Genomic DNA, 23,719 nt, shown 5'->3' with positions numbered 1-23,719 from the left:
AAATAGGTTGGAGTAAAGAAGATTAACAACCCAATGTTTTTGAATATTAGAAAGAATAAATTAAGATGCTGTAATTAATGAAATAAAAATTTATTAGATGTTAAGTCTTTTATTTACAACTGATAAAGATGTTTTTTTGTAAAAGGATTTTCTTTTCGGTTTTCTGTCCGTTAGAAAATGTTATCTCAAATAAAGTTTAGAATTGCTTGATGAAGAGAGTAAAATTGGTTACCTAAAAGTAAGTGGTTTAATTCAAAAGATAATAGTGGCGTTTTATTTTAATATAATAAAAATAACAAGTAGTTTACTTTATTTTTCTCAAAACTGCCTTAGATTTGTCTGGCAAAACTGCAGGCAGTTTCAAAAATAAAAGTGCAGTTTGCTAAATCAGATATAACACTTAAATTAAGATAAAATTCGAATAGAGATGCAGCAATCAAAAATCCAGTCATTATTACTACTAATTTTCATTATAATTTATCAGCCTGTTTTTAGTCAATATATTCCATACTGCCAAAAAGATAAATGGGGATTTGCAAGCATTGATGGTAAAATTGTTGTACCGTGTGTATATGATGCTGTGGACTTTTATTCAGATGATCTGGCAAGAGTAAAAAAAATGGGAAAGGTTGGATATATTAATAACGAAGGGGCGGCAGTAGTTCCTTTTCAATATGACGAATGCTTTCGAATTTATGAAGTTCATCATGGCGAACACTCGATTGGTATTAATTACAATCCTGAGATTCACTTAAACAATGATTTTGATTTTCAAGACAGACTTAACAATCGATTTATTGTCGCCAAAAATAAAAAATACGGTGTAATGCGTTTAATAGATGGAAAATCTAAGATCGTGATTCCGCTGATTTATTCCAATATTCAATTTGATCCTTCTACTAAAACATTTCATTGCTTAAATAAGCAAAGCAAAGTATATTTTAGTGCAAATGGTAAAAAGTTAACAGAGGAAGAAGTTAATAACATTGAGAAAATTCAGTATGAAGGAGTTATGATGGGGAAAATGGAGAGCCCACAAGTTGTAAAAAGTAAAGGTAAGACAGGGGTTATTTTGAAAAACACTTCACGAATGGAAACCGTATATGATACATTAGTTCCTGCAATTTATGATGATATTATAACCAAGAAGTACGATAATGATTATGTTTCAGATAGTGATGTTTTTGGCGTAAAGATTGGCAAAAAATGGGGAATAGTCGGGAGTAAAAATAATGTTCTCTTACCAGTTGATTTTGATGAGATCAATTTTGATTTAAGTAAAGATTCAAGACATTGGGCAGTTTATCAGCGTACTTTTGTAGTCAAGAAAAACGACCGATGGGGAATTTTAGGAAAGAAGGATGAAAGCAGCCAAGAGTTGAAAGTATTTCTTCCTTTTGAGTTCAACAAAATTAGTAAAACATACTACTCATATCTTATGGTAGAAAAGGATAATAGATTTCAAATATTCAACATGGAGACTTATAATTTAATCAGTGAAAAAAGTTATTCATCGATTAAACCCTATGAATATGAATCGGTGAATGATTTCCATATTTTTGAAGTGAAGAATAAACTAGGTCAAACAGTATATCTTGGAAAAAATGGTGTGGAATTTTTTGTGGATTGAAAAGACCGTGATTAGTGTATGCTAAAACATTCTATGTTTTTTACTTGCAAACATTCTCATCAGAATTTCTTATATCTCTCTTGCTATACTTTTTGTTTTGTAAGATAACAGTATCAATTATGTCGTGAAGATTTTATGCGATTTTAAAAATTATAAAAAAAAATATAATAAAAAAGCCTGTGAATAAGTAGACTTACAGATGGTTTAGCTACTTTTTTTCAATAACCGCAATTCTCTGTAACCTCATTCCGTCTCAGTCATGTCTATAGTTTTTGGATGTAGTGACACTAGTTGTAAGACGATGGCAGTGACAACTACAAATAAGAGTAATATAAAAACGTGTCTCATTCCGCCATTATCAGCTGCTTTTCCTAAAAACTCGGTGATAACAGCTCCTGCCGAAATGCCTACAAAATTCATAATACCATATCCGGTTGCCCTGTAGCGAGGTGCAACAAACTGACAAAGAATTGGCATATTGTTCGTGTCGTATATTCCAAATCCAAGTCCAAAAAGGATCGCGCCAAAAATAATAGCTTCTATATTGTAGCAGTAGCCAAATAAAAACAATGCTGGAATGGTAAGAAATAATCCAATGACACTGGTGTAAATTCGTCCTTTAAGATGTTTCATTACCCATCTATCTGAAATGGCACCGCCAATTAAAACGCCAAAAAAAGAAGACATTGAAATGGTTACCGTTGCAATTGGTCCCGCGAGAGACATGTCTAAATGCAAGGTTTCGGTAAATAAGGTAGGTAACCAATTTTTGGCTGCCCAGCCTGGTAAACTTGGGGCAGCAAAATAAAAGAGTAAAACCCAAAAGGAGATATTACCAAATAAAATTCCCAATCCTTTAAACATTTGCTTGAATTCATAGCTGACAGATGACCTTTTTGAAGGATCAAAAAAGTAGACTTTCTTTTCTCTTAAAAAAAATATAAGAATTAAACTATAAACTACACCGAGTAAACCTACGGAATGAAAGCTGAAATGCCAGGAAAAATGTTTAGAAATAGTAGCTCCAAAACCGCCCAGTGCTTGTCCTAAATAAATTCCGGTAGTATGAATCGCAATTGCAAAAGAACGTGTTTTTTCCTGATGGTAATCTGCAATTAAGGATAATGCAGCTGGAATATAAAAAGCTTCACTAAAACCCATAATACCACGCAAAATATAAATCTGATTGAAAGTTGTAGCATAACCCATCGCCATAGTCACCCCTGACCAGATAAAAAGACTTCCTATAATTATTCTTTTTCGGTTAAACCGATCTGCTATAATTCCGGAAACAGGGCTCATAAGTGCATATATCCAAAGGAAAATAGCCATCAAAAGACCGAAATTTTCAGCTTTAGCCAATTCAGGAATGTCATCCATCATAGCTGATTTCATAGTGGAGAGCATTTGTCGGTCTAAATAATTCAATAAAGCAACAAACCATAGTAAGGCAACTACAATCCAAGGATAGGATTTTTTTTCATTCAATTTTGCAATCATTCTCTTTTTTCGAAATAAAGGCCGAATATACGAATTCAAAAACAACAAGAAAGAATTGTTTTTCCATACTACTTGTTAATAAAGTTTGCTTCCATAAAAATGTATTAGCATTTTTACTTTGTTAAACAATACAAAAAGTAGATGTTGTCAGAATAAATATTGGTACGGAACTGCTATATTGGAAATCAATCAATTTATACTTCTTTAAAAAAGATGAAAAGCAGTATAAAAAAAAACTACAAATCAAAAGATTTTCAGGTTTTGTGGGGGAGAGCAGGATTCGAACTTTATCACTGAAGTCCTATCTATACTAGGTTTTATAAAATGTCTGTGACCAAAGTGCACCGATTTTGCACCCAAATTCAAATTTTTACTATTTCAATATTAAATCATTGTACAAAACTTAAAATGCTAAAGAATAAACAGACAGTGGGAATGTTCTTTTTTTGTATCACAAAAATAGTAATTCTTTCGACTAAGAAATTAAAAGCTCTGAGATATAGTTGCAAAAAAGGGATCAGCTCCATTGTAAAAACTTTGTTGCAAATTATAATCTGCAACATCATTAAAAGATTTTGTAATACACATGTTTGTAATTTAGTACGTATCACTAAAACTAAAAATATGAAGTCTTTTATCAGTCCAAAGCTACTCGTAATTTTAGCTGTATTTCTTTTCAGCTGTAATCAATCTCAGAAAACAAGTTCTGTAACAGAAAAAACAGATTCAGGAGAATTAGATCGAACAACACTTCCAATTCCCGGGCCTCCTTTTGGAGGTAAGATTGGAGAGACCTACAAAGATTCCAAAGAAGAATGGCCAAAATTGGTTACACCGCCACAAGGAGCGCCAAATGTCATTATTATTCTTTTGGACGACGTTGGTTTTGGACAGGTAAGTACTTTTGGAGGCCCAGTTCCGACACCAGCATTGGATAAACTTGCCGCAAATGGCTTAAAATATAATCGATTTCATACTACAGCCATATGCGGACCTTCTAGAGCTGCGTTATTGACAGGAAGAAATCATCATAATGCAGGCTCTGGTTTCTTGGCCGAATGGGCAACAGGATATCCAAGCTACAACTGTATGATTCCTAAAACGACTGCAACATCCGGAAGAATCTTAAAAGGAAATGGATATAGCACCAGCTGGTTCGGAAAAAATCATAATACACCAGACTGGGAAAGCAGTATTACAGGACCTTTTGACCGATGGCCGACAGGTTTAGGATTTGATTATTTCTATGGATTTATTGGAGGCGAAACACATCAATATTATCCAGTTCTTTTTGAAAACACGAAAGCTGTAGAACCAGATAAAACACCAGAACAAGGCTATCATTTTATGACTGATATGACGGATCGAGCGATCAACTGGCTGGAATACAGTAAATCAGTTGCGCCTCAAAAGCCGGTTATGATGTATTTTGCTCCTGGAGCGGCTCACGCACCGCATCATGCACCAAAAGAATGGCGTGATAAATTTAAAGGACAGTTTGATAAAGGCTGGGATGTGGTAAGACAAGAAACCTACGAACGTCAGCTAAAAATGGGAATTATTCCGTCAGGAACAAAATTGACTCCAAGACCTGACTGGGTTACACCTTGGGACAAACTTTCTTCAGATCAGAAAAAACTTTTTGCACGTTTGATGGAAAATTATGCGGGATATCTTTCGTTTGCTGATCATGAAACAGGACGGCTTTTAGAAGCCATAAGCAAACTTCCAGATGCGGATAATACTTTGGTATTTTATATAGTGGGGGATAATGGCGCTAGCTCTGAGGGTGGAATGGACGGAACATTGAATGAAATCAAAGCCTTAAACGGAATTCCGACTCCATTGGCAGATAATTTAAAACGCATTAATGAAATTGGAAATCCAGATACAGAACCGCACTATCCTGTAGGTTGGGCTTGGGCAGGAAATGCTCCTTTTCAATGGGTAAAACAGGTGGCGTCTCACTTTGGCGGGAGCCGTAACCCTATGGTGGTGAGCTGGCCAAAAGTAATCAAAGATAAAGGCGGTATGCGCAGCCAGTTCGTGCATTTGATTGATGTGCTTCCAACAGTTTTAGATGCTTCACATCTTCCAGCTCCAAAATCGGTTGATGGTGTTGAACAGAAACCTATGGACGGCGTTTCTTTTTTATCGACTTTCACTGATAAGAATGCCAAACCAGTTAGAACCAGACAATATTTTGAAGTTTTCAGTAATAGAGCAATTTATGATAATGGCTGGGTTGCTGCTACTCAACACACTTTTCCGTGGAGACAGGATTATGCGCCGGGAAATTGGGATAAAGACAAATGGGAACTTTATAATATTGACGAAGATTACAGCGAATCGGTTGATTTATCTAAAAAATATCCTGAAAAAGTAGAAGAATTGAAAAAGATTTTTGCTGAAGAAGCTAAAAAGTATAACGTCTATCCCTTAGATGACAGAGGAACTGGACGATTAATTTCTCCAAAACCGACTCCGTCTGATCCTAAAAGAAAACATTTTACTTTTTACGCAGGAGCAACAAGATTAGCAGAAACCGCTTCTCCAAATACCAAAAATAAATCGCACACGATTACAGCAGAAATTGAACTCAAATCAAAATCTGACAGCGGCATTATTGTGGCTTCTGGAGGAAGTTCGGCGGGATTTGCTCTTTATGTGCAAAATGGAAAACTAGTCTATCACTATAATTATTTTGATGAATCTCGCTTTGTTATTACGTCAAAAGAATCGCTTCCTGTTGGAAAAAGCACCGTGAAATTTGAGTTTGCTTATGATGGCGGAGGAACAGGAAAAGGAGGGACAGGAAAACTTTATATCAACAATAAATTAGTTGGTGAAGGACGAATTGACAAAACCGTTATTGCCCGTTTTGGAATTGATACTTTCGGAATAGGAGAAGATTCTGGATCGCCTGTGGCAAAATCATATAAAGCACCATTTAAGTTTACCGGAATTGTAGATAAGGTGGAAATTGATTTGAAATAGAATTAATATAGAGGCATGTTGGAATATGTTATAAAATTCTAAAAAAATATAGATTCAAATAATAAAAGGTCTATTATGAAAACTAAAAAGTATGTAAAACTGTTTTTCTTTTTTACCATAAATGTTTTGTCTGTTAGTTTTATAAATGCACAGGATGTACTGCCATTTCCTCCGGCTCCGTCCGCTTCACAGGCGGGAGTAACGATTGAAACATCGACTTACAAAAAAAGAACTGAGCCCAAACATCTTCCGCCAAATGCACCAAATATTTTGATTATATTAATGGATGATGCAGGTCCTGGAGCTCCGTCGACTTATGGTGGAGAAATAAACACGTCAACATTATCGAGAGTTGCCAATACAGGGATTTCATATAATCGTTTCCATTCCACAGCGATGTGTTCGCCTACGCGTGCCTCTCTGCTTACGGGACGCAATCATACCCGTGTAGGAAATGGGCAGATTGCCGCTATTGCGAATGATTTTGATGGTTTCAGTGGAACCATTCCAAAGAGTTCTGCGACAATGGCGGAGATTTTAAAAAATTACGGTTATAATACCGCAGCCTTTGGAAAATGGCACAATACGCCCGAAGAACAAATTACTTCAAAAGGGCCGTTTGATTATTGGCCAACAGGTTATGGATTCGAATATTTTTATGGTTTTCTGGCTGGAGAAGCTTCACAATATGAACCAACTTTGGTACGAAATACCACTTATGTAGAACATCCTAAAACATCAGGTGGACATGAGTATTACCATTTGTCAGAAGATTTGGCCGATGATGCCATTTTGTGGCTGTCAGAGCAAAAAGCCTACGCGCCTGAAAAACCCTTTTTTTTGTATTGGGCGCCCGGAGCGGCTCATGGTCCGCATCATGTAATGAAAGAATGGGCAGACAAGTACAAAGGCAAATTTGATGATGGCTGGGATGCTTACCGCGAAAGAGTCTTCAAACGCCAGAAAGAGCAGGGATGGATTCCGCAGAATACACTGCTTACGCCAAGAGCAGAATCGATGTCGTCGTGGGCAAATATTCCAGAAACAGAAAAACCTTTTCAGCGCCGGCTTATGGAAATATGGGCAGGCTTTGCTGAACATGCCGATTTTAACGCAGGAAGAGTTATTGACCAAATCGAAAAACTCGGAGAACTTGATAATACGATTATCATTTATATCTGGGGAGACAATGGTTCCTCTGCAGAAGGTTTAAACGGTACAATCAGCGAGCAATTAGCCCAAAATGCAATTCCGACTAAAATAGAACAGCATATTACGGCCTTAAATGAATTAGGAGGTTTAGATGTTCTAGGCGGACCAAAAACTGACAATATGTTCAACGCTGGCTGGGCTTGGGCAACAAGTACGCCGTATCAGGGAACGAAACTACAGGGAGCTTATTTTGGAGGAACACGTCAGCCAATGGCTATTTCGTGGCCAAAAGGAATCAAGCATGATAAAACGCCAAGACCGCAGTTTCATCACGTAATAGATATTGCAGCAACGATTTATGAAATCGATAAAATTCCAGTTCCAAAAGTAGTAAATGGTTTTGCTCAGGATGAATTAGACGGAGTAAGTATGGTCTATACTTTTACTGACCCGAAAGCAAAGGGCACACGCCATACACAGTTTTTTGATATTATGGCAAGTCGAGGAGTCTACCAAAACGGTTGGTTTGCAAGTGCACGAGGACCAAGAGAACCTTGGGTAGGAGGAATCCCTAAAGGTATTAAACAATGGTCACCACTTACAGATACTTGGCAGTTATATAATCTCGAGCAGGATTGGTCGCAGGCGGTTGATTTGGCTTTAAAAGAACCTAAAAAATTGGAAGAAATGAAAGCCTTATTTTTAACCGAATCAGCAAAAAATAAAAACCTTCCAATTGGTGGAGGATTATGGTCAACTGCATTGTACCACCCAGAAGACGCACCCTCTTCGCCCTTAACAGAATGGACTTTTGATTCACCTATAAAAGGAATGCCAGAATCGGCAGCACCGAAATTAGGAAAAGTAAGCAGCAACGTGACAATGGATGTGGAAGTGCCTGAAAACGCAAACGGAGTATTGTATGCGCTTGCAGGATTTTCGGGAGGCGTTACGTGTTATGTGAAATATGGGTATTTAAATTATGAATTTAATTTGTTTGAAGTACAGCGAACTAAAATAAAATCGAAAGATAAACTGCCAAAAGGAAAAGTAAAAATCGAAGTCGAGTCAAAACTAGTCGATAAAATTGGTGGTGCTATGAATGTGACATTAAAAGTAAATGGAGCAACAGTTGGACAAGGAACAGTTCCGACAGCGATGTCGCTTCACTTTACATCAAATGCGACTTTCGATATCGGAACCGATTTAGATTCTCCTGTTTCTTTAGATTATTTTGATCAGGCTCCTTTTTCATTTAATGGAAAAATTGGAAAGACAAAAATTACTTATGTAAAGAAAAGTTGATATAACTCAAGTTTGAAAAATTGTATCAAAAACTTTAAGATCTGAAAATCATGAAAGAGTTTTATAATTTAATGCAGATGATTAATTTGAGATTTAATCGTTTTTTTCAAAATAATCTCAGCATAATTTTACTGCTTGTTTTAGTTTTAGGAAGCAATTTCAAAATTAATGCGCAGGATGTTTTGCCTTTTCCACCAGTGCCAAGTGCGAGTGTTGCCAATGAAACTCTTGCAGAAAGTACACACAAACGTAGAGAAGAGCCGGATCATTTGCCAAAAGATGCACCAAATATCATTATTATCTTAATGGACGATTTGGGTTTTGGCACACCTTCTACTTTTGGCGGCGGTGTCAATACGCCAACATTAACCAAAGTATTTAAAGAGGGAATTGCTTATAATGAATTTCATACAACGTCTATCTGTTCGCCAAGCCGTGCAGCTTTATTAACAGGGAGAAATCACACTCATGTAGGAAACGGAACCATTGCAGAAAGAGCCGTTGATTGGGATGGCTATACTGGAATTATTCCGAAAGAAGCCGCTACAATTGCCGAAGTTTTAAAAGATTACGGTTATAGCACATCAGCTTTTGGAAAATGGCACAATACGCCAGCCAATCAAACCACTGTAGCAGGACCATTTGATTACTGGCCTGTTCATTATGGATTTCAGCATTTCTACGGATTTCTTGCTGGAGAAACCTCGCAATATGAACCAAGATTAATAAATGATTTTACTCCGGTTGAACCTCCAAAAGATAAAAAATACCATCTTACAACTGACTTGGCTGATCATGCTATTGATTGGATGAAACAACATAAATCCTACGCTGCAGACAAACCATTTCTGTTGTATTTTGCGCCAGGCGCTGGTCATGCGCCACATCATATTTTTAAAGAATGGGCAGATAAATACAAAGGAAAATTTGATGATGGCTGGGATGCTTATCGTGAAAAAGTATTTAAACGTCAGAAAGAATTAGGTTGGATTCCTAAAAATGCTCAGCTAACGGCAAGAGACAAAACAATGGTTTCATGGGAAAGTATTCCGAAATCTGAAAAAGCGTTTCAAATTAGAATGATGGAAGTTTTTGCAGGTTATGTAGAACATGCCGATCATGAGGTAGGACGCGTTTTGGATGCGCTTGAAGCGAATGGACAAAAAGATAATACAATTGTTTTCTTTATTTGGGGCGATAATGGTTCAAGTGCCGAAGGGCAAAATGGTTCTATAAGTGAATTACTGGCTCAGAATGGAATTTCGAATACTATTCAACAGCAATTGGATGCTTTAGACAAACTCGGTGGATTAGACGCAATCGGCGGTCCTCTTTTAGAGAATAATTATCATGCGGCTTGGGCATGGGCGGGAAATACGCCTTTTAAACATACTAAACTGGTTGCTTCTCATTTTGGAGGAACGCAGAATGCAATGGTAATTCGCTGGCCGAAAATGATCAAACCAGACAGTACACCGCGCAGTCAATTTCATCATATAAATGATATTGTACCAACGATTTACGATATTCTAAATATCAAAGCGCCAAAAGTGGTAAATGGTTTTGAGCAGATGCCAATAGACGGAGTGAGTTTTAAATATACTTTTAACGATGCGAAAGCTAAAGAAGTATCTAAAGTTCAGTTTTTTGATAATAACGGAAGCCGAGGCGTTTACAAAGATGGCTGGTATGCCTGCACTTTTGGACCATTGTATCCGTGGATTCCTGCGCAGAAAGGTTTAGCTGAATGGGATTCAACAAAAGATGTCTGGGAACTTTACAATATCAAAGAAGATTATACACAGTATAATGATTTAGCATCTAAAAATCCGCAGAAATTAAAAGAACTTCAGGAAGTATTCAATGAAGAAGCTAAAAAGAATAAAGACTATCCAATTGGCGCAGGAATTTGGCTCCGCATTCATCCTGAAGATGTTATTAAAGCACCTTATAAGTCTTGGACTTTTGATGAAACCACGAAACGTATGCCCGAATTCAGTGCGCCCGGTTTAGGTAAAAAAAGCAACAAAGTAGTGGCTGATGTTGAAATTAAAGAAAATGCTTCGGGAGTTTTGTATGCGCTTGGAGGTTCTGGCGGTGGTGTGACTTTATTTATGGATAATGGCAAATTAGTTTACGAATATAATATGCTGATTATAGAAAGATATAATGTAGAATCATCAGAAAAAATACCATCAGGAAAACATAAAATCGAAGTTTTAACCACTATTGTAAAGCCTGGCGCTCCAGCTGAAATTGTTATTACAGTTGATGACAAAGAATATGCAAAAGGAGAAGTGAAAAGAACTGTTCCTGTTGCTTTTACTGCAAGTGAAACTTTTGATGTCGGCGAAGATTTAGGCGGGCCGGTTTCTATTCGTTATTATAAAAAAGCACCATTTAAATTTGAAGGAAAAATTAATAGTGTAAAAGTAAATTTATTATAAAAAGAAGGAATTAAAATTTGGTTTTTTAAAAGTAAAAAAGAGAAATCTTTTGATGATTTAGAATTAACAGCTTTTTTGTATTTCTTTTTTTAAATGATTTTAAATCTTTTTTTTTGAATTAAATTATAAAGCAGCTTTATGTCAATTCATGATGTTTCTGTCTTTATGCAATCTTTATGTTAAATTTTGTGTACTGAGAAAGGTTATATTTTCTATGATTCACAACTAACTTTTGATACAGTCTGCTTTAATTTCAGAATCCTTTATATTAAAATTTTGTTTGAAGCTTAATTCTTACCATGTATTTATATAATTACCATTTACGACAGTTAAATTATCCGATTTTACTGATTCTGTTTGTTTTGAAGACCTTTAACTTCTACCTTCAAATATTATTAACCTGATAGCGGGATATAATTCGATTCTTTAGAAATTTAACAAAGGGCTATAGCGATATAATCGGCTTGCGAATTCTTAGATAATGGTTTTATGCCGGTTTGAGAAACAAGATGTTATGTCTAAGAATGATTATTCAAAAAAAATTATCTGTCTAGCTGATAAGGATGATGACGACCGAATGATGCTTCATGAAGCGCTTTTGGAATTAAACGCGTATTTTGAGATTTTTGAAGTCTGTAGCGGAGAACAGCTAATGGATCAGTTTTTAAAACAGGAGAGTGGTGTTCCAGATTTTATATTTCTAGAACTCTGCATGCCTTTTACTGACGGTTTTGGAGTTATTGGATCGGTAAGGAAAATTTTACCTGCAGGTAAAACAAGGATTGTTGTATATTCCAGTGAAAGTAGTACCTCCTCTATTGATCAAGCATTTATGGCAGGCGCTGATTTTTATGCCGTGAAGCCCAGCAATTATGCAGATCTCAAAAAGCTCTCAAGAATTATCATGGAAGCCAGATGGGACTCTTTAGGTTGTGAGCAAAGGATATTTCATATTAGGTGAAATAGTATAGAAATGAAAAAGAATCTGCCAGATGTCTAAGTTCCAAAAAGCCTTTAATGTACTAATGAAATAAATCAATTTTTTACTTTATTTGGACATCATTTAATAGTGAAGATACTTAATCTGTTTTGTGAGAAAATAAAAAGAGAGCTTCATGTTTTTATGAAGCTCTCTTTTCGTTAGGGTTGGATTTTAGAATACAAAAACTACAATAATTTGAAGTTTAGTAATAAAAAAGCCTGCAAATTTAACAATTTGCAGGTTTTCAGAAATTTTTTATGGCTTTTTGAAAAGATTGAAAACTTTAAGTTTTCCGCCTTTTTACCCTTTCCGTGGGGAGAGCAGGATTCGAACCTGCGAAGTTCACACAGCAGATTTACAGTCTGCCCTCGTTGGCCGCTTGAGTATCTCCCCGATCTCAGCTTTTGTGCTTTGTTGTTCTAAGCGGTGGCAAAGATAGGAACTCTTTCTACATTTCCAAACAAAAAAAGCACTTAATTTAAAGTTATTTTAAAGTTATTTTTTAATTCATTGGAATTGAATAAAATAAAAAAAAAAGCTTAAATCTGTTTTTATTTAGTTATTTTTTAAAGTAAGAATATTCTTTTAGGGTTTTTTGTGTTTTTCACTTTTAATTCAAACTCTCCAAAGTCTTAAACCAATATTTATGTTGGATGTATTAGATTGATCATTTATATAATTTAAGCCATTTTTTGCATTAATTTTTTTTTGATTACGATTTTAATTTCTTTTAGAAAAATAAACTTTTTAGACTCGGTAAGGAATTGATTCAAACAAAAAAATCTCCACTAGGGAGATTTTTTGTTTTGAGTACTTCTTAATTATTTAGCTAAAAGCTCTACGATTTTTGCTTTCAATTCTGCGCCTCTTAAATCCTGAGCTACTACTTTTCCTGATGCATCAAGAATAAAAGTTGCTGGAATAGATTCAACATTGTATTGTTTTGCAATTGGCTCTTCCCAAAATTTTAGGTTAGAAACATGAGTCCAAGTCAAACCATCTTTTGCGATAGCCTCTTTCCATTTAGCAGCATCTTTATCTAAAGAAACACCAACGATGTTTAAGCCTTTTGAATGTAATTCTTTATAGATAGCAACCACATTTGGATTTTCTTGTCTGCATGGACCACACCATGAAGCCCAGAAATCTACGATAGTTACTTTTCCTAAACTTTCTTTTAGAGAAACTACTTTTCCTTCTGGATTAGGAGCCGAAAAATCTGCTCTTCATTTAGCGCTGCCTACTGGTGCAGCTGTAGCTCCAACAGATGGCAATTTTGCTTGTCCAAATCTAGTTTTGATTTCTTTTCCTGGAGTAGTATTTTTTACTGACTCATCTAAAGAGTTATAAATGCTCTCTAATTTTTTAGTATCAGCAGCTGGATCATTCAGCATTTGTTGAACAATTAAAGCAGTGATATAAGATTTTGGGTGACCTTCAGCGTATGCTAAAAATTTCTTTTTGCTGTTTTCTCCAACTTCTTTTTGGATTTCCATGTATTGTTTCATCAAACTGTTGATAGTCGCTGTATCTTGAGCTTGTTGAGCTTGTTTCATTTTTTCGTTGTTCTTTTTCTGAAAATCAATTAAACTTTTTTGAGTTTTATTCATGTCTTCAGTAAAAGCTAAATATTCGTCATTGTTATAAGTTCCAGTAACTTTAGATTTGTGGATACTGTCTTTATCAATAACAACTTTAATTTCTCCAGTTTCAAGAATTAATGGGATAGGTCCATTTGCTCCTTGTAAAATTAAGGTATGGAAAGCTGGTTCAGTAACTTTTCCTTTTATTTCAAATTTTCCATTTTCAACTTTTACTGTATCAAGAGAAATTGGCATTCTTGTAGCAGGATCTGCACCTTGTAAAATAATAGTTTTTCCGTTTTCAATTCCTGTAGCTGTACCTGTAATAAGGTATTCTCCATCTTTAACTTTGCTGCAAGAAATGATAGCTGCAGAAGCTGTAAGTACAAAAAGTATTTTTTTCATTATAAAAAATTAATTAGTTAATTGATTTGTGCAACAAAAGTATCTAAAAATATAAAACATAAAGAATTTTGTAACCTAAAATTTTGTTATAGTTTTTTTTGATTTAAAACCCATTAAATCAGTGTGTTTGTTGGTTTGATTTGATTTAAAACTCTTAATTAGAAATTTAATTAGAGGCGCTGTATTTGTTTTTTTTATTTGTAGGCATAAAAAAAGCACTCATTTGCAGGAGTGCTTTTTGATAAAATATAATGTTTTTTAGACTATTCTTGGTTTGTTTTCTTTCTCCAAGTAAAAGCATTTAAAATATGTCTTTTTGCAAATCTTGCAGGAGAATCAGCATTTACCATTTTCACGTAAGTTGCTTTAGGAACACTAATGTATTCGTAAACACTTCCGTTAGAAAAATCAATAATTAAACGACCTTCAACAAATTTAAAATCTGTGATAGAACAAGTTGAAATTGTTTCTGTGTACTCAGGTAAATTAAGTTTGATAGTATCAGGGTGAATACTTACTAAAAAGTGGTAAGCTTCGATAATCGTTTTACTTTTTTCTTCTGCAGCTTTAAGACCAGCTTCATCTCCAACGAATTTATCAGGATGAGATTCTTTCATCGCATTGCGATAAATTGTTTTTAAATCTTTTAATTCTGCAGTTTTCTCTACGTTTAGTAACTTGCGGTATTCAACTATTTTTTTCATAAATAAAAGGTAACTACTTGTCTATTAGTTTGAAATCGATATTAATTAGTTCAAATCGACAAATTTTTTGCAAAGGTACACTTTTTTTTAACTTTTTAGTTTTGATGGAAAAAATATTGAGAAAAGTTAACTGTAAGTTTATTTAACCGCAAAGTGCGCGAAGGTCAACGCAAAGACCGCAAAGTTTTTTTTCAAAGTTTATGTAAACGTAAAGTTCGCAAAGCTTTATGTACACAAAGCTTTGCGAACTTAAATATTTCTCAATTTATAACGCCTGTAAAAATAACCTTAGCGTTCTTTGCGTTAAAAATTACCCGCTCCAACAAAAACTTGAAACTTGAAACAAAAAAACTACTCCGGCTTATGATTAGCCTTGTCGAAGTTTCTAGACTTCTTTGGATATTTGTCGTAGCTAATATCACTTGGGTTTTCAATGATTGACTTAATAGTAATCCAATCTCCCACTTTAAAATTAGATTGAACCGTTTTGTAGTCTAAAAGATATTCGCCGCAGAAATAATTGTTGTTTTCATCTTTTTCGATAATACCGGTAAAAACTCCTTTTTGCGGCATTTTTTGTTGTTCATCTTTAGACATGAGTGTATGTTTTGAAATTAAGTCACAAAGGTAAGCAATTTAGGTTTGCTTTAGGGAGTTCCGTGCAATCTGAGTATATTTGCATCATGCAGAAAAACTTTAAACCACATCCAAATTCTTTTAAAAATACTTTTTGTGCGTTTCATGAAGTACTTCCTGAAGCGATTCAAGGTTTAAAGAAACAATTTGAAAGTAAAGCAGGAAGTGCTTATTATTATACAGAAGAAGGCATGTATCGTGTTTCTAATCACTGGGGAAGACTGGCAAACAGCAAATGGCGTTTAGTTGCCCGCGATCCAGAAACAGAATCAAAAACTAAAATTGGTTTTGCTAAATGGACAGAATTTTATCCAGACAATGCAACAGATAAACTGTATTATGTAGAAGCAGATTTTGAAAAGAATTTAGCCAATTATCAGCATAAAAATAATCCAGAATACGATGGAAAAGCGGTTTTAAGAACGAGTTTGGAGACAACTAAAAGACTAAAGCAAATAAGAAACCTGCAGCAGCTGACGAATTGGGCAAAACATTTTGATTATGATGATATTGATGATTTAAGAAAACAAATTATCACTGAATTGATTTTTACCGAGAAAACTTTAGAACAAATTAAAAGAGAAGTATAATGGGACGCAATAATGAAAAGAATATCAAAAAGCATAATGATAAATTGCACAAAGCCCAGGCTAAGAAAAAACAAGCCGAAGTTTCGCGCAAAGAAAAGCTGAAAGAAATTGTGAAAAAATTCAACGAAAGTAAAGAGTAAATATAAGTAGCCACTAATTTTACTAATTAGCACGAATTTTATTTAAAATTTGGGTTCCATGCAGATTAAAAATTAGTGAAAATTTGTGTAATTCGTGGCAAAAAAAAACAAAACCATATGAATTCAAAATTCGAAACCCTAAAAGCAAGCGTACAAGAAATTATCGATTTAATCGCTGCAAAAAATGACAGAGAAGCTAATAATAAATTATTAGAAGTAAGCGAAACATTAGACGAAATGATTGATTTTGCAGAAGAGGATGAAGAAGTGAGAGAAATCACCCGTTATCAGGTTTTATTGAACCAGCTTCATGTAAAAATTAATGGAGAAGAACCAGTCGATGGAGAGTAAAAAATGTTTCTGCGATACAGGATTGCTTTTTGAAAACTGCTGTGGATTATATTTAAACAACGGTCAAAAAGCACCTTCAGCATTAGCTTTAATGCGTTCGAGATATTCCGCTTATGCAACTCATAATGCTAATTATTTAATGGAAACCACTTATGTTTCAGAAAGGAAATATTATTCAAAAACTGAAATTTTAAGATGGGCTGTTTCTAATAAATGGCAAAAATTGGAAATCCTTAGTTCTACAGAAAATACCGTAGAATTCAAAGCGTATTTTTTAGATTCAAATAATAAACCTCAGACACATTATGAATTTTCTACGTTTAAGTTCGAAAATGGAGCGTGGTATTATTTGGACGGAAAGTTTGAATAATTATTACATCTAACACTGTTAGTTGAGATTTTTGATTAAATATTTTAACTAAAAATTAATAATCGATTCGTTTTTCATAATTCTAAAAAGATGTAATTTTAGATTTATGAAAAACGATTTTAAAAAAGGCTTTTATTTTAAGACTTACGAAGCTCCTTTTCAGTCTCCGTTTGACAAACTTTTTACGATTTTTAAAGAGTTGATTACCCATACTTCGGGTGATTTTGATGAAGCCATCAACTGGCTCAGGGAACTGGATAAAGAATACAAACTTACCGACGAGAATTATACCATAGAAGATTTTATCGAAGATTTAAAAAAGAAGGGTTATATCAGAGATGAAGTAAAAGATGATGGAAGTTCTGGTTTAGGAATTACTGCAAAAACCGAAAGAGCAATCAGACAGCAGGCATTAGATCAGATTTTTGGAAACCTGAAAAAATCCGGAAGCGGAAATCATAAAACCAAATATGCCGGAAGCGGCGATGAGCATACGGGAGAATTCCGCGAATATAATTTCGGTGACAGTCTGGAAAGAATTTCATTAACTGAAAGTCTTCGAAATGCTCAGGTCAATAATGGTGTCGAAAGTTTTATGCTTACTGAAAACGATTTGATCGTAGAAGATGCGCAATACAAAGCTCAAATGAGTACGGTATTGATGATTGACATCAGCCATAGTATGATTTTGTACGGCGAAGATCGTATTACACCAGCCAAAAAAGTAGCAATGGCATTAGCAGAATTAATCACAACAAGATATCCTAAAGATACTTTGGATATTTTAGTTTTTGGTAATGATGCCTGGACAATTCCAATTAAAGATTTACCTTATTTGCAAGTTGGACCATATCATACTAATACGGTTGCAGGTTTGCAATTGGCAATGGATATTCTGCGAAGAAAACGAAACACCAACAAGCAGATTTTCATGATTACCGACGGAAAACCAAGCTGCGTTCGTGAACGTGATGGTTCTTATTATATGAATAGTAACGGTTTAGACGAGTATATTGTGGATAAATGTTATACACAGGCACAGCAGGCAAGAAAGCTTCATATTCCGATTACTACTTTTATGATTGCTAGAGATCCTTATTTGCAGCGATTTGTAAATCAGTTCACAGAAGCGAATCAGGGGAAAGCATTTTATACCGGAATTAAAGGTTTGGGCGAAATGATTTTTGAAGATTATGAAGCGAATAGAAAGAAAAGGATTAAATAAGGGTTCTAAGTCGTTAAGATACTAAGGTTTCTCTGCGGTCGAGTAAACATAACGCATATCGTAGAGACGCATCGCGGTGCGTCTAACACTCGCCAAATCAATTAATAAACAATCTATATTTCAATACAATGGAAATCAATACTATAAAGACATTAGGTCAATTAAAAGCCACTGGATATAAAAGTACAAGCATTAAGGATGAATTGCGAAATAATCTTCGCGAAAAAATAAAATCAGGAAAACCTGTTTTTGAAGGTGTTCATGGATTCGAAAATACGGTAATTCCAGAATTAGAAAGAGCTATTTTATCTCGTCATAATATTAATTTACTAGGACTTCGCGGACAGGCTAAAACACGTTTGGCTCGTAAAATGGCGGAATTATTGGATGAATATATTCCATTTGTGGAAGGTTCGGAAATTAATGATGATCCGCTAAATCCAATTTCTCGCTTTGCAAAGGATTTAATTGCAGAAAAAGGAGAGGAGACTCCAATTTCTTGGTTGCATAGAAGCGAACGTTTCTTTGAAAAACTGGCAACTCCAGATGTAACCGTTGCTGATTTAATTGGAGATGTTGATCCAATCAAAGCGGCAAACTTGAAATTATCCTATGCAGATGATCGTGTAATTCATTTCGGAATGATTCCGAGAGCCAACCGCTGTATTTTTGTGATTAACGAATTACCCGATTTACAAGCTAGAATTCAGGTGGCATTATTTAATATTCTGCAAGAAGGTGATATCCAGATTAGAGGTTTTAAATTGAGAATGCCTTTAGATATGCAGTTTGTTTTTACAGCAAATCCAGAAGATTATACGAATAGAGGAAGTATTGTTACGCCTTTAAAAGATAGAATTGGTTCGCAGATTTTAACTCATTACCCAGAAAGTATAGCTATTGCGAGAACAATTACAGAACAGGAATCTAAATTGGATAAGAACCAAACCGATCTTGTTTATGTACCAAGTTTGGCGAGAGATATTTTAGAACAGATTAGTTTTGAAGCCCGAGAAAGTGAATACATCGATAATAAAAGCGGTGTAAGTGCTAGAATGAGTATTACAGCTTTTGAAAATTTAATTAGTACAGCAGAACGTCGTGCTTTAATTTCTGGCGTAGAGAAAACGACTTTACGATTATCTGATTTTATCGGAATTATTCCAGCGATTACAGGAAAAGTAGAATTGGTTTATGAAGGAGAGCAGGAGGGAGCCGATGTTGTGGCGGAAACTCTAATTGGTTCGGCGATTCGAACTTTGTTTCCAGAGTATTTTCCGAAAATTGAAAAACTAGAAAAACCAGACGAAAAAACGCCATATTCTGATGTAGTAGAATGGTTTTTTGCCGAAAGTGGTTTCGAATTATTAGATGATGCTTCAGATAATGATTATAAAAGTATCCTGGATGAAGTAACACCTTTAGATGATTTACTTAAAAAATACCAACCAGAAACAGCGAAAGAAGATATTTATTTCTTGAAGGAATTTGTTTTATGGGGATTGGTAGAATATAAAAAGTTAAGTAAAGACCGATTTGATAAAGGAAATCAGTTTAGGGATATTTACGGAAGTTACATCAGTAAATTCTAAAAATAACTTTTAAGATAATTTAATCTGGTCTAGCTGGTTTTTTAAAACCGGTTGGACCATTTTGTTTTACAATAGTTTACTTTTACAGTCCAAATATAAATCTATGTTGTTTCTTATTCTAAGCATTTTATGCAGTGTTATTGTTGGTGTTATTTTCAAGGTTTCGAGAAAGTACAATGCCAATCCTTCTCAGATTATTTCTTTCAATTATGTTGCCGCAATAGCACTTTGTTATTTTACTTTTAGTCCGGATTTAAATGCTTTAGACAATAATGCTCCTATAGGGATTTATACAGCAGTCGGAATTTTATTGCCAATCGTATTTTTATTTTTGGCACTTTCGATAAAGTTTATGGGAATTGTCAAAACCGATGCTGCACAGCGATTATCTCTTTTTATCCCAATTTTAGCGGCTTGGTTGTTATTTAATGAAGCTTTTAATACTTATAAGGTTGTTGGAGTTTTGGTTGGTTTTGTGGCTCTTTTATTTATTCTGAGAAAACAATCAGACAATAACGAAAACAAATGGATTTATCCTGCAATGGTTTTGTTTGGTTTTGGAATTGTAGATATTCTTTTCAAGAAAATTGCGTTATACACGGTTGTACCTTATACAACTTCATTGTTTTTTGTATTTCTAATTGCTTTTGCGGTTTCTATTGCGATAGTTGTTTATAAGCTTTTAATTAAAAAAGAAAAATTTGAACCCAAAAATATCCCTTTTGGTATTTTGGTTGGAATCTTTAATTTCTGTAATATTCTGTTTTATTTGAAAGCACATAAAGCATTTGCCGAAAATCCATCAACGGTTTTTGCAGGAATGAATATGGGGGTAATTGTTTTAGGAACTATTGTTGGTGCTTATTTCTTTAAAGAGAAACTTTCTAAAATCAATATTTTTGGATTGTTTTTGGCCTTAATTGCTATTGTTTTTATCTTTTTATCACAACTGCAGTAATTTTTTTAATCTCTAATTCTTTAATTTACAGCTGATTTTGAGTTGTGTTTAAAATTAATTAAATTAAATTCTACTAATTCTATAGAATTTATAAATATAATTTGTAGCTTTGCTTCAACAATGAAAAACTTTAGCCGAAATATTAAGATGTCTTTCAACTGCAGCTTTGCGATGTGCTGCATGATGAATCACGTTTTGAAATGGCGTTAATAGAGAAAGTACTTGTTAGTTATTTTTTTTTTTTTTAGCCTTTCATTGCACCATGAAAGGCTTTTTTTTGAATCATTAAAAAATAGAAATATGAGAACCAGCAGAAACAGAAAGATTTTAATGCACAGCGGTTTAATAAAAATTCTGTGTTGCAGTAAATCTTAAGAAATAGAAATAGAAATTCTTCAAGAGAAGAATAAAAAGATATAAAAGATAACCCAAACCTAAAACTATAATTATGAGTTCAGAAATTATAAAACACAATCCCTTTCAATCGATGATTGATCGATTTAATATAGCAGCAGAAATTTTGAATTTAGATGATTCTATCAAACAAAAACTGCAGCGACCAGAAAAACAGATTACCGTAAACTTTTCTATCACTTTGGATAATGGAGAAGTGCAGAATTTTGAAGGTTACAGAGTAATTCACAATACGGCTTTAGGGCCTTCAAAAGGTGGCATTCGTTACGATACTGCTGTAAATCTGGACGAAGTAAAAGCACTTGCCGCCTGGATGACCTGGAAATCTGCTGTAACTGGAATTCCGTTTGGCGGTGCAAAAGGCGGCATTATCTGTGACCCGAGAAAACATTCTAAAACCGAATTGGAAAAAATTACAAGAGCTTATACCAAAGCTTTATCAGATATTTTTGGCCCGGAAAAAGATGTTCCAGCGCCAGATATGGGAACTGGCCCAGACGAAATGGGCTGGTTAATGGATGAATTTTCATTACTGCACGGAAGACCAATCCACGCTGTTGTTACAGGAAAACACCTGCATTCTGGTGGATCTTTAGGTAGAGTAGAAGCAACTGGACGTGGCGTTAGTATCATCAGTCTTTTGGCTCTTCAAAAACTGAAAATTAGACCTGCAAGAGCTACAGCCGTTATTCAAGGATTTGGAAATGTGGGACTACATTCAGCTTTGTTTTTATATGAAAAGGGAGTGAAGATCATTGCGGTGAGCGATGTTTCTGAAGCTTTTTACAATCCGAATGGAATTAATATCCCAGAATTGATTTTGTATTACAATCTGAATAACAAAACGATTAAAGGCTATCCAAATTCGGTTGCCATCAAACATGAAGACTTATTGCTTTTAGAAACTGATTTATTGATTCCTGCAGCCAAAGAAGATGTGATTACGCAGAAGAATGCGGGCGATATTAAAGCAAGAATTATTGTAGAAGGAGCCAATGGGCCAGTTTCTTCAGATGCAGATCAGATTCTGCATGATAAAAATATATTAGTTGTTCCTGATATTTTGGCTAATGCGGGCGGTGTTACCGTTTCTTATTTCGAGTGGCTTCAGAATTCACTTTTGGAGTCTTGGAGAATCCACCAGATTAATAAACGTTTGGAGGATATTTTAGAAAAAGGTTTTGATACTGTTTTTAGAGTGGCAGTAAAACACAATGTAACGCCTCGTATTGCTGCTTATATTATTGCTTTGAAAAAAGTAGCCGAAACACAGTCGGTTAAAGAAGTGGCTTTGGAAGCACCTCAATATAAACAGAATTAATAATCAGGTTTACTTCGTAAAAGATCATTTTCGTTGATTGCATTTTTAGTCTCCCTAAAAGCGTAATTGATGGAAATGTCTTTTTCGTTTGTGTTATTTGAACATAATTTTAGAAACGAAAAATATTACCCAAATGAAAAATATCAACTTTCTAGCTTTTGCCATGCCGGCCTTTTTTCTTTTTTTATTTTTAGAATATAAGCTTGCTCAACGCAGAAAAAGGCCTGAAATTTTTAACTACGAAAGCTCAGTTTCTAACATCAGCATTGGGATTGCTGAGCGTTTGATTAACTTATTTGTTGCAGCTAGTTTTTATCAGCTCTATTATTTCATTTATGATGATTACAGACTTTTTGAGATTCCAAGCAATGCTTTTGTCTGGTTAGCATTGATTCTCGCTACAGATTTTGTCTGGTATTGGTATCACAGATTAGGACACGAAGTCAATTTCTTTTGGGCGGCGCATATTGTACATCATCATAGTGAAGAATTTAATTTTACTGCAGCAGCGAGAATTACTACTTTTCAAGCCATTATTAGAACAGGATTTTGGTGTATATTGCCATTTATTGGTTTTCATCCTTCAATGGTAATTACAATGCTGATTGTTCATGGTGCTTACTCTTTTTTCACGCATACACAGCTTATCGGAAAAATAAAATGGCTGGAATATGTTTTTGTAACGCCTGCTGTTCATGGAGTTCATCACGCTTCTGATGAAAAATATCTGGATAAAAATTACGGAGATATGTTTACCTTTTGGGATCGTCTTTTTGGAACATTTCAAACCGAAGAAGAAAAACCAAAATATGGATTAACACATCCATTAAAAAGTTATAGTTTTTTATGGCAGCATTTTCATTATTACTTTGAAATTTATGAATTATGGAAACGCTCCAGCGGATTTAAAGCTAGATGGAAGGCCGTTTTTGGAAGCCCAGCCCATATGGATCAGGATATTCGACCAGTTCTCGAAAAACGTTTTCTACAAGATAAAAGCAATCCGCATCAACGACTTCGATTTAAAAATTACCTTTATATACAATTGGGGATCTGCACTTTCATTTTAACCGCTTTTACCTATTATTTTGATTATTTAGAAAGTTATGATAAGATATTCGTACTTTCATTGGTTATTCTAACTTTAATAAACTGCGGTGCTTTATTAGAACAACGAAAATGGATATATTATCTAGAGTATACCAGACTTGCTATGATTTCGACTTATTTTTTGTACGAAGAAGGTTTGCTGGTGTTTTTCTTTGTTCCAATCGCAATTATGATTTTCGTAGAACAATTATTCTCATTAAGCACCATTTATCAAAATACAATTTTACAGTTGGAACCTGTTGAATAGTTTTTTTTCAGCCACGAATTCACGAATTTTTATTTAAAATGATATGGAAATTTGTGTTCG

The 23,719-nt window shown here is 34.5% G+C and carries 18 protein-coding genes, 1 tRNA gene and 1 pseudogene; 14 read left to right on the top strand and 6 right to left on the bottom strand.

The window, feature by feature from the left end; translation table 11 throughout:
* The first annotated feature begins 427 nt into the window (after positions 1–427).
* Complete coding sequence (locus P2W65_RS21585; protein WP_289661090.1) at positions 428–1,630, top strand: WG repeat-containing protein; 1,203 nt, start codon at positions 428–430, stop codon at positions 1,628–1,630.
* A 243-nt stretch (positions 1,631–1,873) separates the two neighbouring features.
* Here the strand turns inward: P2W65_RS21585 and P2W65_RS21580 are convergent, their stop codons facing one another.
* Positions 1,874–3,130 (bottom strand): MFS transporter, encoded by a 1,257-nt coding sequence (locus tag P2W65_RS21580; RefSeq protein ID WP_289661088.1) that lies wholly within the window; start codon positions 3,128–3,130, stop codon positions 1,874–1,876.
* A 624-nt stretch (positions 3,131–3,754) separates the two neighbouring features.
* Here P2W65_RS21580 and P2W65_RS21575 point away from each other — a divergent pair.
* From P2W65_RS21575 to P2W65_RS21560, 4 genes are all read left to right on the top strand, one after another.
* Positions 3,755–6,127, top strand: a complete 2,373-nt coding sequence (locus tag P2W65_RS21575) for an arylsulfatase (protein WP_289661085.1) — start codon at positions 3,755–3,757, stop codon at positions 6,125–6,127.
* A gap of 75 nt (positions 6,128–6,202) precedes the next feature.
* Positions 6,203–8,584 carry an arylsulfatase gene (locus P2W65_RS21570; protein WP_289661083.1) on the top strand — a complete coding sequence of 794 codons (2,382 nt, stop codon included), beginning with the start codon at positions 6,203–6,205 and terminating at the stop codon, positions 8,582–8,584.
* Between the two features lie 50 nt (positions 8,585–8,634).
* The gene (locus P2W65_RS21565; RefSeq protein ID WP_289661081.1) at positions 8,635–11,031 is read left to right on the top strand and encodes an arylsulfatase; all 2,397 of its coding nucleotides are present in this window, start codon (positions 8,635–8,637) and stop codon (positions 11,029–11,031) included.
* 514 nt (positions 11,032–11,545) lie between these two features.
* A complete protein-coding gene (locus P2W65_RS21560; protein WP_289661079.1) occupies positions 11,546–11,992 on the top strand; it encodes a response regulator in 447 nt (148 codons plus the stop codon).
* Between the two features lie 333 nt (positions 11,993–12,325).
* On the opposite strand, the gene P2W65_RS21555 is transcribed toward P2W65_RS21560, so the two are convergent.
* The 5 genes and pseudogenes from P2W65_RS21555 to P2W65_RS21535 all read right to left on the bottom strand — a co-directional run bounded on the left by P2W65_RS21555 (position 12,326) and on the right by P2W65_RS21535 (position 15,302).
* Positions 12,326–12,406 (bottom strand) — tRNA-Tyr (locus P2W65_RS21555).
* Between the two features lie 428 nt (positions 12,407–12,834).
* Positions 12,835–13,221: pseudogene (locus tag P2W65_RS21550) on the bottom strand (TlpA family protein disulfide reductase); the annotation flags it as partial.
* An 18-nt stretch (positions 13,222–13,239) separates the two neighbouring features.
* Complete coding sequence (locus tag P2W65_RS21545) at positions 13,240–14,001, bottom strand: DUF4369 domain-containing protein (RefSeq protein WP_289661075.1); 762 nt, start codon at positions 13,999–14,001, stop codon at positions 13,240–13,242.
* 263 nt (positions 14,002–14,264) lie between these two features.
* Complete coding sequence (locus P2W65_RS21540; protein WP_012026316.1) at positions 14,265–14,705, bottom strand: KTSC domain-containing protein; 441 nt, start codon at positions 14,703–14,705, stop codon at positions 14,265–14,267.
* A gap of 351 nt (positions 14,706–15,056) precedes the next feature.
* The gene (locus P2W65_RS21535; RefSeq protein ID WP_091493196.1) at positions 15,057–15,302 is read right to left on the bottom strand and encodes a hypothetical protein; all 246 of its coding nucleotides are present in this window, start codon (positions 15,300–15,302) and stop codon (positions 15,057–15,059) included.
* 86 nt (positions 15,303–15,388) lie between these two features.
* On the opposite strand from P2W65_RS21535, the gene P2W65_RS21530 reads away from it, so the two are divergent.
* From P2W65_RS21530 to P2W65_RS21490, 9 genes are all read left to right on the top strand, one after another.
* Positions 15,389–15,931: a hypothetical protein gene (locus P2W65_RS21530; RefSeq protein WP_289661061.1), complete on the top strand. Its 543-nt coding sequence runs from the start codon at positions 15,389–15,391 to the stop codon at positions 15,929–15,931.
* Complete coding sequence (locus P2W65_RS21525) at positions 15,931–16,071, top strand: hypothetical protein (RefSeq protein ID WP_289661059.1); 141 nt, start codon at positions 15,931–15,933, stop codon at positions 16,069–16,071. Before P2W65_RS21530 ends, P2W65_RS21525 begins: the two co-directional genes overlap by 1 nt.
* 117 nt (positions 16,072–16,188) lie before the next feature.
* A complete protein-coding gene (locus tag P2W65_RS21520) occupies positions 16,189–16,422 on the top strand; it encodes a hypothetical protein (protein WP_057116258.1) in 234 nt (77 codons plus the stop codon).
* Positions 16,412–16,792, top strand: coding sequence for a YchJ family protein (locus tag P2W65_RS21515; protein WP_434783368.1), 381 nt, complete (start codon positions 16,412–16,414; stop codon positions 16,790–16,792). Before P2W65_RS21520 ends, P2W65_RS21515 begins: the two co-directional genes overlap by 11 nt.
* A 106-nt stretch (positions 16,793–16,898) precedes the next feature.
* Positions 16,899–18,017 (top strand): vWA domain-containing protein, encoded by a 1,119-nt coding sequence (locus P2W65_RS21510; protein ID WP_289661052.1) that lies wholly within the window; start codon positions 16,899–16,901, stop codon positions 18,015–18,017.
* Positions 18,018–18,145: 128 nt separating this feature from the next.
* Entirely contained in the window at positions 18,146–19,609 is a 1,464-nt protein-coding gene (locus P2W65_RS21505) for a magnesium chelatase (protein WP_289661050.1), read from the top strand.
* A 103-nt stretch (positions 19,610–19,712) separates the two neighbouring features.
* Positions 19,713–20,567, top strand: a complete 855-nt coding sequence (locus P2W65_RS21500; protein WP_289661047.1) for a DMT family transporter — start codon at positions 19,713–19,715, stop codon at positions 20,565–20,567.
* A gap of 448 nt (positions 20,568–21,015) precedes the next feature.
* Complete coding sequence (locus tag P2W65_RS21495; RefSeq protein WP_289661044.1) at positions 21,016–22,302, top strand: Glu/Leu/Phe/Val family dehydrogenase; 1,287 nt, start codon at positions 21,016–21,018, stop codon at positions 22,300–22,302.
* A gap of 133 nt (positions 22,303–22,435) precedes the next feature.
* Entirely contained in the window at positions 22,436–23,659 is a 1,224-nt protein-coding gene (locus P2W65_RS21490; protein WP_289661042.1) for a sterol desaturase family protein, read from the top strand.
* Positions 23,660–23,719 lie beyond the last annotated feature (60 nt).

The organism is Flavobacterium panacagri, assembly GCF_030378165.1.
Taxonomy (GTDB): domain Bacteria; phylum Bacteroidota; class Bacteroidia; order Flavobacteriales; family Flavobacteriaceae; genus Flavobacterium; species Flavobacterium panacagri.
This window is presented reverse-complemented; position numbering and strand designations above follow the sequence as displayed.